Annotated in this window: 18 protein-coding genes and 1 tRNA gene; 12 read left to right on the top strand and 7 right to left on the bottom strand. The window is 62.7% G+C overall.

Annotation, left to right across the window (positions count from 1 at the left end; genetic code table 11):
• The first annotated feature begins 49 nt into the window (after nucleotides 1–49).
• Nucleotides 50–126, top strand: a tRNA-Met gene (locus C5J22_RS09040).
• Between the two features lie 64 nt (nucleotides 127–190).
• Here the strand turns inward: C5J22_RS09040 and C5J22_RS09035 are convergent.
• Nucleotides 191–793, bottom strand: coding sequence for a TetR/AcrR family transcriptional regulator (locus C5J22_RS09035; protein WP_105437957.1), 603 nt, complete (start codon nucleotides 791–793; stop codon nucleotides 191–193).
• 173 nt (nucleotides 794–966) lie between these two features.
• On the opposite strand from C5J22_RS09035, the gene C5J22_RS09030 reads away from it, so the two are divergent.
• A complete protein-coding gene (locus tag C5J22_RS09030; protein WP_245437353.1) occupies nucleotides 967–1,368 on the top strand; it encodes a nuclear transport factor 2 family protein in 402 nt (133 codons plus the stop codon).
• Between the two features lie 55 nt (nucleotides 1,369–1,423).
• On the opposite strand, the gene C5J22_RS09025 is transcribed toward C5J22_RS09030, so the two are convergent.
• The 3 genes from C5J22_RS09025 to C5J22_RS09015 all read right to left on the bottom strand — a co-directional run bounded on the left by C5J22_RS09025 (nucleotide 1,424) and on the right by C5J22_RS09015 (nucleotide 4,234).
• Nucleotides 1,424–1,975 carry an AraC family transcriptional regulator gene (locus tag C5J22_RS09025; RefSeq protein WP_105437956.1) on the bottom strand — a complete coding sequence of 184 codons (552 nt, stop codon included), beginning with the start codon at nucleotides 1,973–1,975 and terminating at the stop codon, nucleotides 1,424–1,426.
• A 249-nt stretch (nucleotides 1,976–2,224) separates the two neighbouring features.
• The gene (locus tag C5J22_RS09020; protein ID WP_105437955.1) at nucleotides 2,225–3,421 is read right to left on the bottom strand and encodes a mandelate racemase/muconate lactonizing enzyme family protein; all 1,197 of its coding nucleotides are present in this window, start codon (nucleotides 3,419–3,421) and stop codon (nucleotides 2,225–2,227) included.
• Between the two features lie 30 nt (nucleotides 3,422–3,451).
• Complete coding sequence (locus C5J22_RS09015; RefSeq protein ID WP_245440328.1) at nucleotides 3,452–4,234, bottom strand: IclR family transcriptional regulator; 783 nt, start codon at nucleotides 4,232–4,234, stop codon at nucleotides 3,452–3,454.
• Nucleotides 4,235–4,381: 147 nt separating this feature from the next.
• Here C5J22_RS09015 and C5J22_RS09010 point away from each other — a divergent pair, with 147 nt between their 5' ends.
• From C5J22_RS09010 to C5J22_RS08970, 9 genes are all read left to right on the top strand, one after another.
• Nucleotides 4,382–5,077: an RraA family protein gene (locus C5J22_RS09010; protein ID WP_105438131.1), complete on the top strand. Its 696-nt coding sequence runs from the start codon at nucleotides 4,382–4,384 to the stop codon at nucleotides 5,075–5,077.
• A gap of 14 nt (nucleotides 5,078–5,091) precedes the next feature.
• A complete protein-coding gene (locus tag C5J22_RS09005; RefSeq protein ID WP_105437954.1) occupies nucleotides 5,092–5,529 on the top strand; it encodes a VOC family protein in 438 nt (145 codons plus the stop codon).
• A 49-nt stretch (nucleotides 5,530–5,578) separates the two neighbouring features.
• A complete protein-coding gene (locus tag C5J22_RS09000) occupies nucleotides 5,579–6,757 on the top strand; it encodes a mandelate racemase/muconate lactonizing enzyme family protein (RefSeq protein WP_105437953.1) in 1,179 nt (392 codons plus the stop codon).
• Between the two features lie 112 nt (nucleotides 6,758–6,869).
• Nucleotides 6,870–8,003: a mannonate dehydratase gene (locus C5J22_RS08995; RefSeq protein WP_105437952.1), complete on the top strand. Its 1,134-nt coding sequence runs from the start codon at nucleotides 6,870–6,872 to the stop codon at nucleotides 8,001–8,003.
• A gap of 64 nt (nucleotides 8,004–8,067) precedes the next feature.
• Nucleotides 8,068–9,279: a sugar ABC transporter substrate-binding protein gene (locus tag C5J22_RS08990; protein WP_105438130.1), complete on the top strand. Its 1,212-nt coding sequence runs from the start codon at nucleotides 8,068–8,070 to the stop codon at nucleotides 9,277–9,279.
• 81 nt (nucleotides 9,280–9,360) lie between these two features.
• Nucleotides 9,361–10,221 (top strand): carbohydrate ABC transporter permease, encoded by an 861-nt coding sequence (locus C5J22_RS08985; protein WP_105400272.1) that lies wholly within the window; start codon nucleotides 9,361–9,363, stop codon nucleotides 10,219–10,221.
• A complete protein-coding gene (locus C5J22_RS08980; protein WP_105437951.1) occupies nucleotides 10,218–11,066 on the top strand; it encodes a carbohydrate ABC transporter permease in 849 nt (282 codons plus the stop codon). The genes C5J22_RS08985 and C5J22_RS08980 overlap by 4 nt, the downstream gene beginning before the upstream one ends.
• Nucleotides 11,067–11,068: 2 nt before the next feature.
• Complete coding sequence (locus tag C5J22_RS08975; RefSeq protein ID WP_105437950.1) at nucleotides 11,069–11,881, top strand: aldo/keto reductase; 813 nt, start codon at nucleotides 11,069–11,071, stop codon at nucleotides 11,879–11,881.
• Nucleotides 11,882–11,902: 21 nt separating this feature from the next.
• A complete protein-coding gene (locus tag C5J22_RS08970; RefSeq protein ID WP_105437949.1) occupies nucleotides 11,903–12,958 on the top strand; it encodes an ABC transporter ATP-binding protein in 1,056 nt (351 codons plus the stop codon).
• Nucleotides 12,959–12,999: 41 nt separating this feature from the next.
• On the opposite strand, the gene C5J22_RS08965 is transcribed toward C5J22_RS08970, so the two are convergent.
• The 3 genes from C5J22_RS08965 to C5J22_RS08955 all read right to left on the bottom strand — a co-directional run bounded on the left by C5J22_RS08965 (nucleotide 13,000) and on the right by C5J22_RS08955 (nucleotide 16,510).
• Nucleotides 13,000–14,070, bottom strand: a complete 1,071-nt coding sequence (locus C5J22_RS08965) for an LLM class flavin-dependent oxidoreductase (RefSeq protein ID WP_105438129.1) — start codon at nucleotides 14,068–14,070, stop codon at nucleotides 13,000–13,002.
• Between the two features lie 89 nt (nucleotides 14,071–14,159).
• Nucleotides 14,160–14,936: an SDR family NAD(P)-dependent oxidoreductase gene (locus C5J22_RS08960; RefSeq protein WP_105437948.1), complete on the bottom strand. Its 777-nt coding sequence runs from the start codon at nucleotides 14,934–14,936 to the stop codon at nucleotides 14,160–14,162.
• Nucleotides 14,937–15,148: 212 nt separating this feature from the next.
• Complete coding sequence (locus tag C5J22_RS08955; RefSeq protein WP_105438128.1) at nucleotides 15,149–16,510, bottom strand: amidase; 1,362 nt, start codon at nucleotides 16,508–16,510, stop codon at nucleotides 15,149–15,151.
• Between the two features lie 164 nt (nucleotides 16,511–16,674).
• On the opposite strand from C5J22_RS08955, the gene C5J22_RS08950 reads away from it, so the two are divergent.
• Complete coding sequence (locus C5J22_RS08950) at nucleotides 16,675–16,977, top strand: hypothetical protein (protein WP_105400277.1); 303 nt, start codon at nucleotides 16,675–16,677, stop codon at nucleotides 16,975–16,977.
• Nucleotides 16,978–16,982 lie beyond the last annotated feature (5 nt).

Genomic DNA, 16,982 nt, shown 5'->3' with positions numbered 1-16,982 from the left:
CGCACGACCAAAGCGGAACCGGCCACGCCGGAACTTCCGCAGTCCCTGTGGCGGGGTAGCTCAGTTGGTGAGAGCGCAGGATTCATAACCCTGAGGTCGGCAGTTCAATTCTGCCTCCCGCTACCATTCAATCTCATGGCATAACCTGAAACGGTCTCTCACGCTGGCAGAAGCTCGAGCCATGACGTGTTCAGGGACCAGCTTGGCCGAGCTGCGGGGCGGTGCCCAGTTTCAACAGAGCCATGAACAAACGGATGCCGCCCTCAAACTCCGGCCCGGCGCCGCGTGTGTGCTTGATCCCATCCATCGCCGCGACAACCAGTGCGGCCAGCTCCGTGGGTTGAGTCTGCAGGGTGGCGAGGTCGATCTCCCGGGTTTTCTCGGCTTCGCTCAGCGCCTTGATCAGCAGGTCCAGCAGCCTTGCCCGCGCCTCCAGCGCAATGTCGGGTGCCAGTTCGGTGCTGGCGGCAAAAAGCTCTTCGGCATTGTGACCGCCCCCGAATGGCGTGATCAGGCCTTCCTGAAAGGCGCGTATGGCGGCCGTTGTGCGGTCGAAGATGCTGCCGGAGCGGTCGAGTGCCGCCTTGACGTTGTTCATCGTACTGAGATGCTCGCGCTTCGACCCGGCCCGAAAGAGTTCTTCCTTGCTGTTGAAGCAGAGATAGAGCGAGGCCCGCGATATCTTCGCCGCACGGGCAATATCGGCCATGGTCGTCTTTCGAAATCCGAAACGGACGAAGACGGGCAGGGCGGCGTCGAGAATCAGGTCTGTCTTGGAAGCGGTTTCGTTCATCTGGACATATTGACACTCGGCGTCTTATTGGTCAAAAGACGATTAGACATTTTTGATCCATATGTCTATTTGAGGTGGCGCCCGACTGATCGGGGGTCTATCTGCCGCAGGTTTGGCTGGAACGCCCTCGGCCGCCGCCGAAGCCTGCTTGTCCTGAAAAACTGGAGACGCCCGTGACTCGCGACATTGCTACCGAAGAAAACCGAATCCGCCAGACCGAACGGGCAAGGCTAAGCACCTTGGTCAGCGGCGACGTGGCAGCGGCGGAAGTCTATCACGCGGCGGATTTCCAGCTGATCACGCCGATCGGCGCCGTTCTGTCGCGGGATCAATATCTCGGCGCGATCGCGTCCGGACACATCAAATATCTCACCTGGGAACCGGAGGAAATCGCTGTCCGTCTTTACGGCCCTGCGGCCGTCATCCGCTACCGAGCTCGGCTGGCCGTCGTTTTCGGCGGGCACCATGTGCCCCTCAGCGGCTATTGGCATACCGACAGCTACGAATATCGCGACGATCTCTGGGTTGCCGTATGGTCGCAGGCGACTGCCATCAGTCACGGCAGTCCCGAATAACCCGCACGGTCAAAGATAACGAAGCTCTCGGGTGACGCGCGGCTCCGTCTCATTGTCAGTTGAGTGGAGCAACGGTTGTCTCCTGAACGCCATATCCAGATCCTTCGAGCAGCATCCGCTTTCGCCATGCATTGGGAGCAATTCCGTAAAGACGGCGGAAGCTGTTGGTAAGATGTGCCTGGTCGGTCATGCCGCATTCCAGGGCGATCCGGCAGAGAGGTTCATCCGTGCCGGTCATCATCCGGCAGGCCATTTCCATGCGCCTGCGGGTGACGTATTTGTGCGGCGTTTCGCCAAGGCTTGCCTTGAAGGCCCGCTGGAAATGGCCGCTGCTCAGGTTGCAGAGACCGGCCAGGGCCTCGACGCGGATTGTCGAGCGGAGATACAGGTCGACATAGGCCTGCACATTGCGCATTTGCCACGGGGCCAGGCCGCCAACAGCGATTTGACGGAGGTTGGGCTCCGGCGCCGACTGGTCGGGATTTCGCGGGGCCTGTCCGGCGACAAGTCCTTCGAGGTCGATCTCCGACGCCCGATATCTTGAAACATCAGTGCGCTTTGCCGAAGGGTCGGCAGGCGGTGTCTGCGCGGACTGAGGGATCTGCATCCTAAGTCTCCTCCATCTCAATGTGCTTCTTCGATGATCGGAGTCTAACGCCGAGGCAGGCGGTGAGACTATTGGACAAGGGGACTTGTCCCCCTATCCAAAGGTATGACCGGGACCCACTGAAATTGCCTGGCCACCTTCGGAAGCCTGCGTTTCTGTCCCGCGGCCACATCAAAAAAGCTCCGGGACGACGGTTCCGGAGCTGTTGCTTTCTTTGGCAGTCGGTGAAGCGCCGGCAGCGGCGCCGGTTCAGTCGAAGAATGCCCGGTCATCTTCGGTGAGATAACGCCTGGCCTTTTCGGGTACGAGATCGACGCCCATGCCGGGCCGGTCGATGACGTCGATGAAGCCGTCCCTGACGATCGTTTCCGGCAGGCCTTCGACGATGTCGTACCACCAGGCGGGATCGCCGGTCGTATATTCAAAAGCGATGAAGTTGTTGGGAAGGGTCGCCGAGACCTGGATGAGGGCGGCGAGCCCGAGCAGCCCGTTGGCTGTGCCATGCGGCGCCATCAGGATCGAATGCAGGTCGGCATATTCGGCGATCCATTTCAGCTCGGCGATGCCGCCGACATCGGCAGGGTCCGGGCCGACGACATGGACGGCCTGGCCCTCGATCAGTTCCTTGAAATTCTGCCGAAGATAGATCTGTTCGCCGGTGTGGATAGGCGTCGTGCTCGTGCGGGTCAGTTCGCGATAGACGCCGGCATTGACCCAGGGTGTATAGTCGCCTGAGAGCAGGTCCTCGACCCAGAGAAGATTGTATGGCTCCAGCATGCGCACGAGGCGGATTGCATCCGGCAGCATCCAGCCGGGGCCGCAGTCGAGCGCCAGGCCTATGCTGTCGCCGGCGACTTCCTTCATCGCGGCGACGCAATCGACGAAATGCCGCAGGCCCTTTTCGGTGATCGGGCCGCGATCGAGCGCCCCATGGAAGGGGCTGGCATTCGGCTCGTGGTAGTAAAAATTCTCGACCGTGCGCTTCATCGGCGAATGGAAGCCGATCGGCTGCTTGATGATGGTGAAGCCTTCCGGCAGCGCCATCATCTTCTTGAGATCGTCGGCGAGGTCCTCCGGCCGGTGGTCGGTCATCGGGAAGCGGATCGAGCCGTTATAGACGCGCACGCGGTCGCGCACCTTGCCGCCGAGAAGCTTGTAGACGGGCACGTTGGCGGCCTTGCCGGCAATGTCCCACAGCGCCATCTCGATGACGCTGACGGCGGAGCCCCAGGGCTTGAAGCCGCCGCGCTGGCGGATCTTCAGCATGACGCGCTCGACATTGGTCGGGTCCTCGCCGATCAATGCATCTCGGAAGGCGAGGATATGGGACTTCAGGTAAGGCTTCCAAGTCTCGGCCTGACCGTAGCCCGAGATTCCCTCATCGGTGACGATCCGCACGATCGGGCTTTTGCCGATGACCGCGCATTTGAGATCGACGATCTTCATTCTTCCTCCCAACCGACATTCCGGCCCCGATCAGGCCGGCATCGCTTCGCTTATCGCCCGCGCGGCATCGATGGCGGCAAGCCGGATCTCCTCCATGCGGCTCGCCTCCGCCCCGGCGAGATAGGGAATGCTGAGCGCCGCGACCACCCGTCCGGTCCTATCCCGCACCGGGGCGGCAAAGGCCTGGATGCTGGGGGCGTTTTCGCCCCTGTCCTGCGCCCAGCCCAGCCGCTTGATGCGGGTCAGTTCCGTCATCAGCCGCTTCGGATCGGTCAGCGATTTGGGCGTATAGGCAATCAGCGGCTTTGCGAGCCAGGCAGCCATCTCCTCGGGCGGCAGATGCGCCAGCAGCAGTTTGCTGGCGGCGCCGGCGTGGATGGGCATGCGCTGGCCGGGCGCTACCGTCAAAGCATATTGCCGACGGCCCTGCGCCGCTGCCAGAACCAGAATGCCGTCCTGGTCGATGACCGACAGTTTGCTGCCTTCGCCGATTTCCGCCGACAGTTTGTCGAGGAAAGGTTGCGCCAGTGCCGCGAGGTCGACCTCGCTAACGCCGGCGACCACATGCGAGGCAAGCGACAGCAGGCGCCGCCCCAGATGATAGGCGCCGGTATCGTCCCGGCGAACCATGTCGTGGCCCTGCAGCGTGTTGACGATGCGGTAGATGGTGGTGCGGGGCAGCGACAGGAGGGCCGTCAGTTCGCGGATCGTGGCGCCGTTCGGCCGTCGCTCCAGTTGATCGAGGACATCCATCATCCGGTCGATGACCGGGATCGTGTACTTCGACGCGCCGGCGTCACTGATTTGATCCATGGAATAGGTTCGCCGTTGACAATCGGTTCGGCATCTTCCTATCATGCATTATTGAACTTCGGAAGTTCAAATATGAATTTGTCCGCAATTATTTTTTCGAGCGGCGGGCAGGTTCGCATCAGGTTTCTGCTGGAGGAGGCGGGCCATATGGAGAGAGATTCCGCAGCGATCGCGGCGAAAGCCGCGCGCTTCAACAAGCTGTACACCGCCGCCGTCTACGACATTCTCGACGAGATGGGGCTTCCGCATCAGTGCATGGATCTCGACATCCGGGCGCTCGATCGTGGCATGCGGATCGCCGGGCCGGCCTTCACCGTCGCCTGCACGGCTGACATGCGCACCGATGACGAATACGACAACGACGAAGTGAAGACCTTCACCTTCTTCCGGCGGATGTATTCCGGCTGCGTCGTGCTGGTTTCGGCGGCGGGGGAGCGCAAGGCCGGTCACTGGGGCGAGCTGATGAGCACCGGCGCGAAGAGCAAGGGTGCGGTCGGCGTCGTCGTCGATGGCGGCATCCGCGACGGCAACATCCTGATGGGCATGGAAAACTGGCCGGTCTTCACCCGCTATCTTTCGCCGATCGAATCCCGCCAGCGAACCCGCATCAGCGGCATCGAGGTGCCGATCGCGGTCCCCGGGACCTTGACCACGCAGATCAGGGTCAATCCGGGCGACTGGATCTTCGGGGACATGGATGGCGTGATCGTCATCCCCGCCGACAAGGTGGATGCGGTGCTGGATCGTGCCGAAGAGATCATGGGCATCGAGAACCGCTCGCGCAACGAAATCCGCGCAGGTGCCGACGTCGCCGACGTCTACGCCAAATACGGCCGCCTCTAACCGGAGACATTCCCATGCTGACAGTTTCGTCGATCGCCCATGTGGCCATTCGCGTCAAGGATATCGACCGTACCCTCGACTTCTACGTCAACAAGCTCGGCTTTTCGGAAATGATGCGCCTCGACCGCGAAGGCCGGCTCTGGCTGGTCTATCTGCGCATCACCGACGATCAGTATCTCGAGATCTTCCCGGAAGGCGAGGGCGATAAGGCGGCCGAGCGCGAGGCGGTCGGTTACAATCATGTCTGCCTTGCCGTGCCGGATATCCAGAAGGCTGTGGCTGAACTCGACACGCTCGGCATCGAACGCATCCGCCCGACGATCAAGGCCGCCGACAACAACTGGCAGACCTGGATCGAGGATCCGGACGGGCATCGCATCGAACTGATGCAGATGGCCGACGACAGCCTGCAGTTCGAGGCGATCAAGCGGCTGAAGGCGCAGGCCAAATAGTCACACGGCTATAACGAGGGGTGGGCGACAACCCGCCGGGAGGAACCTCATGAGGATCATGCAGCAGAAGATCTTTGTTGCGAATGTGTCCCGCACCAACTTCGTCTTCGTCAAACTCTATACGGATGAAGGTTACGAGGGTGTCGGCGAGGCGACGCTGGAGTGGAAGACGAAGACCATCGTATCGGCGCTTGAAGAGCTGGAGCGCGTGCTGATCGGCCGCAATCCGTTCGAGGTCGATGCGATCATCGAGCAGTTGCACCGGGATTCCTATTGGCGGACGGGTGCCGTGTTCCGTACGGCGCTCGGCGCCATCGAGGCGGCGTTGCTGGATATCAAGGGCAAAGCGCTCGGCGTGCCTGTCTTCGAACTGCTCGGCGGCAAATACCGGGATCGTGTCGAATGCTACGCCAACCATTGGTTCTTCGGCGCGGTGACGCCGGACCAGTATGCCGAGAATGCACGCAAGGCCGTCGCCATGGGGTATCGCGCCCTCAAATGGGACCCGTTCGACGTCGCGGACCTGGAGATGAGCCGCAAGCAGCGCCGCCAGACGATCGATATCGTCGCCGCCGTGCGAGACGCAGTCGGTCCGGACGTCGACCTGATGCTCGATGTTCACGGCCGGCTCAACGTGCCGACGGCGATCGCCATGTGCCGGGAACTGGCGCACTATGATCTCAGGTGGATCGAGGAGCCGACGCCGCCCGAAAGCATCGATGCCCTGGTGGACGTGCGGGAGAAAAGCCCAGTGCCGATCGCCGCCGGTGAGCGCTGGTACGAGCCCGGCAAGTTCCTCGAGGCGCTCAGCAAGAAGGCGGTCGATATCCTGCAGCCGGACGTCTCGCATGCCGGCGGGCTCGGCGAGACGAAACGCATTTCGCACATGGCGCATCATCACCTCATCCCCGTCGCTCCGCACAATCCGGTCGGCCCGGTGATGAACGCGATGACGCTGCATATGTCGGTCGCCATCCCGAATTTCTCGATCTTCGAGACCGTTTCGGTGGATGTGCCGTGGCGCAAGGAGCTGGTGCGCGAAACGCTGCAGTTCGAGGACGGGGCGATCCTGGCGCCGACCGCGCCGGGACTCGGGGTGGAACTCGTCGAGGAAGCCTGCGGCCGTTACCCCTACGCGCCCTATAACGTGCCTTTGTTCGACGGCAGCATGAACACCAGCGGCGTTGCCACCGGCGCACCCACGCTGGAGGACGGCAGGCGCTCATGACGGCGGAACAATTGACAATCGGGCCTTCTGGGCGCAAGTTATATTGCGAATTGATGACGTTCAAATATGAACTAACTGGCGATAAAGCCAGGCGTCAATCGGGGAGGGTAACGTGCGGGTAGGTCTGACCCTGTTCGGCGATCATCTGTCGGAGGATGGCGCGCGTTATGCGAGCCAGCTCGGCGTCGGCGACGTTGTCATCCACCTGACCCAATATGCCCGCAATGCCGACAACAGCGGCTATCGCAACGGCGGTGTCGGCCCCATCAACGGCGAATGCATCGACATGCCGCTGTGGACCTATGACGATATGGCCGGCACGGTCGCGATGCTCGCAAGGCACGGGCTCAAGGTTGCGGCGTTGGAAAACCTGTCGCCCAATTTCTGGTCGGACATCCTGCTGGACGGGCCGAAGAAACACGAACAGATGGATGGGCTGAAGCAGCTCGTCCGCGACGCCGGACGCGCAGGCATCCCGGTGCTCGGCTACAATTTTTCGATCGCCGGTGTCTGGGGCTGGCAGCGCAAGCGCGTCGCCCGCGGCGGGGCGATGACAGCGGTGTTCTTCGGCGACGAATTCGATATCGACACGCCGATCCCCGACGGAATGCTCTGGAACATGCGATACCGCCATCCTGTCGCCGGGGCTGCGCCGATCAGCGTCAGCGAGTGCGATCTCTGGTCGCGCCTCGAATGGTTCCTGAAGGAACTCGTGCCGGTGGCGGAAAAGGCAAATGTCCGGCTGGCGGCCCATCCCGACGATCCGCCGGTGGAACGCCTGCGCGGCAATGCCCGTCTCCTCAACGCCCACGCGAAATATCAGCGGCTGCTGGAGATCGCGCCGAGCCCGGCCAATGCCCTGGAATTCTGCATAGGCTCGCTGCAGGAAATGGTCGACGGCGACGTCTACGAAACGACCCGCCATTTTGCGCGGCTGGGCGCGATTGCCTATGTGCATTTCCGCAACGTCCGCGGCAAGGTCCCCCACTATGTCGAGACCTTCGTGGACGACGGCGATGTCGAGATGGCGGAAATCGTTCGCGTCCTGCGGGACGAGGGCTTTGATGGGGTGATGGTTCCCGATCATGTGCCGGATCTCGATTGCCCGGCCCCGTGGCACGCCGGCAATGCCTATACGATCGGCTTCATGAAGGCCCTGACGATGAATGCCGATGCGCTCGGACCGGCGCGTTCGCAGGATATCGCGCATTTCGGAAGAGGAAGGCAGGCCGCAGCATCGCGGTGAACCAATCCGGTGGAGGCCGGTAGGGAAAAGGGCGGCATGGAGCCGCGCGGAGGAGGAGATGATGATGAAATTCAAGAAGCTGGCCGTGATGGCCACGGCAATGACGATGCTGACGAGCGGCGCGGCGCTGGCCGGCGAGGTCGTCTGGTGGACGCCCAATTTCAACGAGGCGCGTGCCCGCGAACTCGCCACCAAGTTCGAGCAGGCCAATCAGGGCATCAAGATCAAGCTCGAGATCACCACGACCGACGGGCTGCCGCAGCGCGTGCTGACCGCCCTGCAGTCCGGTGCCGCACCGGACATCATCGATGTCCAGCACGCCTGGGTGAACGGTTATGCCCAGAACGGCCTGGTCGTTGCGGTGGATGACGTGTTGAAGGACCGCGAGGACTATATTCCCGCCTCGCTCGACTATTGCACCTGGAACAGCAAGCTCTGGGCCATTCCCTATCGTATCGAGACCCATGCGGTCATCTACAACAAGGGCGCGTTCAAGGATGCCGGCCTCGACCCGGCCAAGCCGCCGCAGACCTGGGACGAACTGGTCGCTGCTGCAAAGACGCTGTCGAAAGGCAAGGTCTCCGGTTTCGCCATTACCGGCGGCGGTGAAGTCGGCAATACGATCTTCCGGTCGCTTCCCTTCATCTGGATGAACGGCGGTGACATCATCTCGGCGGACGCCAAGAAGGCGGTCGTCAACCAGCCGGCGGCCGTGGCGGCGGTCAAGTTCTATACGGATTTCTACAAGAACAAGCAGTCGCCGGCCTCGACGCTCGAAAACGACGGCACCGCAAACCGGCGGCTGTTCATTGCGGAGACGGTCGCGGCCTATCAGTCCGGCCAGTTCGACGTCGCTTCGATCAAGAAGGAAAACCCGAAGATCGATATCGGCGTGATGCCGATCCCGCACCCGGCCGGCAAGCCGACCGCGGCGCTCCTCGGTGGTTGGAGTTTCGTCATCCCGTCCTCGGCCAAGAACCCGACCGAAGCCAAGAAGTTCGTCGCCTTCCTTGCCGAAGCGCCGAACCAGGGCGCGCTGACGGATACGTTCCCGGCCCGCAAATCGGCCATGTCGCTGCCGCGCTTCAGCGATCCGATCCTGACGGTGTTCAAGGAAATGTTGCCCTATGGTCGGGCCGTGCCCAACAACAAGAACTGGGTGCAGATCACCCAGGCCTATTTCGAAGGCATCCAGCGCATCCTTCTCGGTGACGAAGACGCGCAGACGGCGATGGACGGAGCGGCCAAGGACATCCAGGCCCTGCTCGACCAATAATGCCGGACAGCCGGATCGCTCCGGGGGACACGCGTTTCCCGGAGCACGTATTCCACCTGATGTCGTCAAGGGAACCTGCTGATGGACCGCAATTCGACGGGCCTCGTTTTCGTATTGCCGGCGCTGATCGTGCTGGCGATGCTGATCGCCTATCCCGTTGCCTATACCGGGCTGCTCAGCGTGACCGACAGGCAGGGCGCGTTCGTCGGCCTCACCAATTTCAAGGCTGTGCTTTCGGCCCGCGCGACACCGCAGGCATTCTGGAACACCATCTGGTTCGTCGGCGGCTCGATCGTTTTCCAGGTCATCCTCGGGACCGCGACCGCCATCCTGCTCAACCAGAGCTTTTTCGGGCGCGGCATCGTGCGCTCGATCACACTCATTCCCTGGGTCGTGCCGGGCATTGTCGCCGCCACCACCTGGGCATGGATGTTCCATACGGAATTCGGCATCATCAACTACATGATGACCGGTTCCGGCATCATTCCGGAGCCGATCGGCTGGCTGACCAACGGCAATACGGTGATGCCGGTGCTGATCGCCATCAATGTCTGGAAACTGTTCCCCTTCGTGGCGATCATGGTGCTTGCGGGGCTGCAGTCGATCCCCAACGATCTCTATGAAGCGGCGCGCGTCGACGGCGCCAATTTCTGGCAGGAGGTCCGCTTCATCATGATCCCGCAGGTGCGGTCGGTCATCGTCGCCGTCACTCTCCTGCTGGTGATCTGGGGCCTCAACTCGATCACGATCATCTATGCGATCACCCGCGGCGGCCCCGCCAACCGGACGCTGATCACGCCGATCCAGATCTTCCGCCTGGCGTTCGAAAGCACGCAGTTCAATCAGGCGGCCGCACTTTCAGTGATCTTCTTCGCCGTCGCGCTGGTCATCGTCATCATCTACATCAGGGCGCTCGCCTCGGCGCCGGGAGAGGCCAAATGAGCGATCCCAGCACCCTCAGGAGAACCGGCCTGCCGCTGCCGATCACTGTTGTCGGCGCCGTGGTGGTCGTCCTGATCTGCCTGTTCCCGTTCATGTGGATGGCCGTCTCGTCGATCAAGACGCTGCCGGAGCTTTATACCGTCCCGCCGATCTGGTGGCCGGAAACGCCGACGCTCGGCAACTATTACAAGGTTCTCTTCGAGAGCAATATTCCGCGCTATTTCCTCAACAGCGTCATCATTTCCGTCGGCTCGACGTTCCTGGCACTGATCCTGGCGATCTTTGCGTCCTACGGCTTTGCGCGTTTCGATTTTCGCGGAAAACCGCTGCTGCAGAGTTTTGTGCTGGTCGGCCAGCTGCTGCCGACGGCGGCGATCATCGTGCCGCTGTTCATCACGCTGCGGGTGCTCGGCTTGGTGAACACCTACTGGGGCCTGATCCTCGTCTACATGATCATCACCCTGCCGCTCTCCGTCTGGATGCTCACCTCCTATTTCAAGGCGATCCCGGTGGAGCTCGAAGAGGCGGCGATCATCGACGGGTCGTCGCGGCTCGGTATTCTCTTCCGCATCACGCTGCCGCTGTCGACGCCCGGCATCGTCGCGGTCGTCGTCTATGCCTTCGTCACCACCTGGAACGAATTCGTCTTCGCACTGTGCTTTGCGACCGATTCCTCGGTGAAGACCCTGCCGATCGGCCTTGCGGAGTTCTCCACCGAGTTCAACACCGACTGGGGTGCGGTCATGGCCGCCTCGGTCGTCATGACGCTGCCGATCGCGCTGCTGTTCTTCTCGATGCAGCGCCTGTTCGTCGGCGGCCTCACCGCCGGCGCCACGAAAGGATAATCATGAGCGACAAGACCATCCCCAGATTGGGCCTCGGCACCTATGGCAGAATCGGCAGCGAGGGCGTCGCAGCCCTTCGGAAGGCTATCGAAATCGGCTACCGCCATCTCGATACGGCACAGAGCTACGATACCGAGCAGCCGGTCGGCGAGGCGGTGCGCCGCTCCGGCGTGCCGCGCGGCGATTTCTTCATCACCACCAAGGTGGCCGATACCCATCTCGACAAGGCGCAGTTCATGCCGTCGGTCCGCCGGAGCCTCGATACGATCGGCGTCGATCAGGTCGATCTGCTGCTGATCCACTGGCCTTCCCACGGGGACGCCGTGCCGTTCGAGGATTACATGACGGCGCTCGTCGAGGCGCAGCAAATAGGTTATGCGCGCCTGATCGGCGTTTCCAACTACCCGATCGCGCTTCTCGAAAAGGCCCGCGCGCTGATCGGCAAGGACGCGCTCGCCACCAATCAGGTCGAGATCCATCCGTATCTGCAGTCACCGAAGCTCGTTGCCCATGCGCGCAAGATCGGCCTGCGGCTGACGGCCTATCAGCCACTCGCCAAGGGCGAGATTGCTGGCGATCCGGTCCTCAGGCGGATCGCCGAGAAATATGGGACAACGGTCGCGGCCGTGGCACTCGCCTTCCTGATCGGCGAGGGACATATCGTCATTCCGGCCTCCGGCAGCGAGGCCAATCTTCGCGCCAATTTCGCCGCCCTCGACGTCTCGTTGGGCGAGGCTGACATGGCGGAGATCCGCAGGCTCGATCGCGGCTATCGCCGCATCAATCCCGAAAAATCGCCCGGCTGGGATGATTGACATCATGAATGGAGTTGACCCTTGGGTTCGGTGACCATCAGACAGGTGCGCAAGAGCTATGGCGCGCTCGAAGTCCTGCACGGCGTTTCGGTCGATATCGCCAATGGCGAGTTCGTGGTGCTGGTCGGACCGTCCGGCTGCGGCAAGTCCACCCTGCTGCGGATGATCGCAGGGCTGGAAGCCATCAGCGGCGGCGAGATCGCCATCGACAGCAAGGTGGTGAATTCGCTCGCTCCGAAAGAGCGCGACATCGCCATGGTGTTCCAGTCCTATGCGCTTTATCCGCACATGACCGTCGAAGCCAATATGGGGTTTTCGCTGCGGCTTGCCGGTGCGCCGAAGCAGGAGATTTCGGCGCGCGTTGCGGAGGCCGCGCGGATATTGGGGCTTGAACCCTATCTGAAACGCTATCCGCGCCACCTCTCGGGCGGTCAGCGCCAGCGCGTCGCCATGGGGCGGGCGATGGTGCGCAAGCCGAAGGTCTTCCTGTTCGACGAGCCGCTTTCCAACCTCGATGCCAAGCTGCGCGTGCAGATGCGCTCCGAGATCAAGCAGAACCATCATCGCCTGAAGACAACGACGGTCTATGTCACCCACGACCAGATCGAGGCGATGACCATGGCCGATCGCATCGTCGTCATGAACGGCGGCGTCATCGAGCAGGTCGGCTCGCCGCTCGATCTTTACGACCGGCCGGCCAACCTGTTCGTTGCCGGCTTCATCGGGTCGCCGAGCATGAACATCCTCACCGGCAGGCTGGAAAACGGCAGCTTCGCCCTGGCCGACGGAACGACCATTCCCGCCGCCAACCTGGCGCCGTTCGGCAACCGGTCGATCCATCTCGGGGTCCGGCCGGAGCACCTCCGGCTCGATCCGGCCGGCCTGAACGCCGAGATCGTCACCGTCGAGCCGACCGGCTCCGAAACCCAGGTGGTGATGCGGCTCGGTGGCCATGAGGTAATTGGCGTTTTCCGCGAACGCATCATGAAAATGCCCGGCGAGGCACTGTCGGTCGGGATCGACATCGGGCATGTCCATATCTTCGATCCCGAGACGGGCAAGCGCCTGGAGGCCTGAGAAGAGGCCGGCTGCTTCTCGTGGTCGACCGCTGTTCCGCTTCAACCGCGCAAAAGCGGAAGTAGCTGGTCGCCCTGCCGCTTGATCTCCTGGAGATAAGGCGTGTCGGAGAGCACGAAATGGGTGATGCCGAGATCCTCGTACTTGCGCAGCGAACGGGCGACGTCTTCCGCTGAGCCGACGAGCCAGGTGGTGCCGGCACCACCACCGCCGAATTTTCCAGGCGCCGTGTAAAGGTTGTCGTCGAGGACGTCGCCGCGCTCGTGCAGTTCGAGCAGCCGGCGCTGGCCGACGGCGACCGGCTTTCCGTGGTCGTTCCAGTTGCCGGCCTTGCCCTTGGCCATCTCGGCGACCTTCGCCTCGGCATCAGCCCAAGCCTGTTCGGTCGTGTCGCGGACGAGGGTGGTGATCCGCAGCCCGAATTGAAGCGGAGGAAGGTCGCGGTCGAGCTGCCTGCTCAGCGCCTTCAGCCGTTCGATCCTCTCCCGCACGCCGTCGAGGGGCTCGCCCCAGAAAAGCTGGATATCGGCTTCCGTCGCGGCCACCTGCTCGGCGGCTTCGGAAGCGCCGCCGAAATAGAGTTTCGGGTGCTTGCGGTCGCCGCGGGGTTGGAGGCGGGGCTCGATCGTGGAGCTGGTGACCTGGAAATGCTCGCCCTTGAACGTGACGTTCTCCTCGGTCCACAGCCGGCGGACCAGCCGCATGAATTCCCTGGTGCGGGCATAACGATGCGCCTGATCGCCCTCGCTGTCGCCATAGGCGGCGAGGTTGTCCTGACCCGAGACGATGTTGATCCGCACCCGACCGCCGCTCAGATGATCGAGCGTTGCCGCGGCCGAGGCGAAGTTCGCCGGCCGCCAATAACCGGGGCGGATGGCGATCAGCGGCTCGAAGGTGGTGGTGCGGGCGGCAAGGGCGGTTGCGATGGTGAACGTATCCGGCCGACCCCAGCCGGTGCCGACGAGCGCGCCCTTCCAGCCGTGCGCCTCCAGCGCCTTGGCGTGGCTGGTCAGCGTCTCCAGGCTGTTGTGGTTCTCGGCGGAGGAATCGCCGCGATGGCCGGCTTTGACGTCGTTGGGGATATACCAGAGGAACTCGGAATTGCTGCTCATGTTATCGACCTGCATCTCTAATGGCTGAAATAGGGAAATGAGTGGGAGGCGCCGCGTGGCGCATGCCGGCCCGGGTCCGAGAGGTTCCGTCAGACGACGATCGGGTTGAGGGCGCCGTCCATGCCGATCACGACTCCGGTGACGTAGCTTGCCTTCGACGAACTCAGGAAGGTGACGACGTGGGCGATCTCGTCGGGCGTTGCCATGCGGCCGAGGGGGATGCGCTGGACCATCTTTTCAAGCGCCGCCTGCTCGCTGATGCCGTGGAGTGCCGCCTCTGCCCGAAGGCCCTCGGTTACCCGCTCCGTTTCGGTATTGCCGGGATTGATGCCGACGATGCGCAACCCGCTGGCAGCGTAGGCGTTTGCCAGGCCGACGGTCGCCAGCATCAGCGCCGCGTTGGCGGCCCCGCCCGGAAGGTGGATCGGCGAGGCGACCTTGCCGCCGCCGCCGATGACATTGACGATCACACCCGTCCGCCGGGCCGCCATCCGTTTGACCACCGGATCGATGACATTGATGTAGGAGAAATATTTGGCGTCCATCGCGGCACGCCAGTGAGCCGGGCTGAGGTCCTGGGGCGGCGTGCGTCTTGCTGCTCCCGCGCAATTGACGAGAATATCCAGCGCTCCCACGTCTGCTTCGATCTTGTCGACGAGCGACAGCGCCTCGTTTTCCGATATCAGATCGGCCGCAAAGCCGATCGCGCCGGGCAGTTTTGCCAGAGCCGCGTCGATATTCGCTTGGGAACGCGAACAGATGACGACGCGCACGCCTTCGGACAGGAGAGATTGGGCGCAGGCGAGGCCGATGCCTTTGGAGCCGCCCGTGATCAATGCCGTCTTGCCGTTCAAATCGAGTTGCATGGTGCGCCGCTTTCCTCAAAATCCAGGGGAGAGGCTAGGCTCTCGAGGATATTGGAACAAGCAAAAGGCAACCGCCGCGGTCCCGGTTACGGGGAAACGGTTCCTTAGTTAGCTGCGCAGGGAGACAACTCTTCCATGCGGCGCGCTTGGCACGTTTTGCCGGCTTTGCCGAGACGGCGATGTCTGCTGGGGCCGATCCGGCTCCAGCATTCCTACCCTCGGATGATTTCCTCATGCGCCATCGCGGCCTGCAGCAGTGTTTCATCGCAATTGGCATTGGCCGACAGGAGGAAGCCGACCGGCATGTCGGCATCGCCGCTGCCGCAGGGGATGGAGACGCCGCACCAGTCGAGGAAGTTGCCGAAACCGGTATTGCGCAGCGTCTTGCCGTTGGTGGCGAAGAACAGCTCGTCGTCCTTTTCGAGCGGTGCTATCGGCGGCGCCACATGGGCGACCGATGGCATGGCGACGAAGCGGTCGCCGATCAGCGCCTCGGTTTCGGCGATCATCCGGGCGCGGTTTTCGACGATGGCGATATAATCGGATAGGCTGGTCTTTTCGCCGAGGCGGGTGCGGGCGACGACACGGTGGTCCATCTCCTCCGCATCCGGCCCCGACAGCTTTTCCCGATGCAGGGCGAAGGCTTCGGCGGTCACCATCGGCCCGTATTTCGCCATCAGCTTCGGGAGTTCTTCGAAGGTCGGGAAGGCGAGGCGGGTGATCCTGGCTCCGGCCTTTGCCAGCCGCTCGATCGCCGCTTCGAAGGCGGCCACCACGCCCGGCTCGGCGCCGTCAAGGACGATATTGGTGGGGATGACGATATCGAGGAGTCGCGCCGGTTGGCGGGCCGTCTGCGATGCTGCGAGCCCGCGCATAGCCGCATCCACCCAGACCGCATCCTGTACCGTCCGGCAGAGCGGGCCGAGCGAATCGAGGCTGGTCGCCAGCGGATAGACGCCGTTCATCGCATAACGGCCGCGGGTCGCCTTGTAACCGACGATGCCGTTGAAACCGGCCGGAATGCGGATCGAGCCGCCGGTATCTGTGCCCATCGCGACGGGCACGAGGCCGGCCGCGACCGCGACGCCGGAACCGGAGGACGAGCCGCCGGGAATGCGCGGCGCATCCTTGCCATGCGGATTGTGCGGCGTGCCGTAATTCGGATTGATGCCGATGCCGGAAAAGGCGAATTCGCTCATGTTGGTGCGGCCGATCGCGACCATGCCGGCCTGTTTCAGCAGGTCGACGATCGCTGCGTCCTTCGCAGCGGGAGCGGCCTTCTTCAGGACTTTCGAGCCGGCGGTGGTCGCCAGCCCCTCGATGTCGAAGAGGTCCTTCCAGGCGATCGGGATGCCATCGAGCAGGCCGAGGGAACGGCCTTCCTTCATGCGCTTCGAGGATGCCAGCGCTTCCGCCATAGCGCGGTCCTCGAGAAGCGAGATGAACACGGCCTTGTCGGGGTAGGCCTTGATACCTGAGAGGACCGATTCCGTGACCTCGATCGGATCAACCCTGCCCATCTGGATGAGCGCGGAAAGCTCGGCGATCGACATCGCTCCAAAGGATTTCGTCACGGCAGTCATTCTCCTCATTCCGTTACTGGCGGGCGACAGATGTATCGGATATTTTGGCAATGGGTAGAGGATTTATCGGTTCGGTTCATGGCATGGAACTTCCCGCATATTCGCGAAGTTCAGTGAGTCCACCGCGTCAGCGGGACATCGGGAAGGATCAGCCCATGAGAAACATTATCGCCACCGTCGGTCTCGTGATCGCGCTTGCCGGCTGCAGCACGGACGGCGGCGGAACCACCGGCGCACTCGACATCGGTCCGGGCATCCGGCCGATCCCCGGCAGCATCACCTATGGCGGCCAGCCGCGCACCAAGCTCACCAAGGCGCCGATCGGCAGCGTCGTGCCGCACGAGTTCCGCAACGAACTCGGCCAGCGGGTCGAGGAAAATTACATCATCCAGCCGGACCGCAGTCTCAAGCTGGTCAACCGGCGGGTGTTTCGCGATCCGTTCGGGTTCGACGATTGATGAAC

Source organism: Neorhizobium sp. T25_13 (genome assembly GCF_002968675.1).
Taxonomy (GTDB): domain Bacteria; phylum Pseudomonadota; class Alphaproteobacteria; order Rhizobiales; family Rhizobiaceae; genus Neorhizobium; species Neorhizobium tomejilense.
Note: the sequence above shows the minus strand (reverse complement) of the source record. Positions and strands in the feature narration are given on the sequence as shown.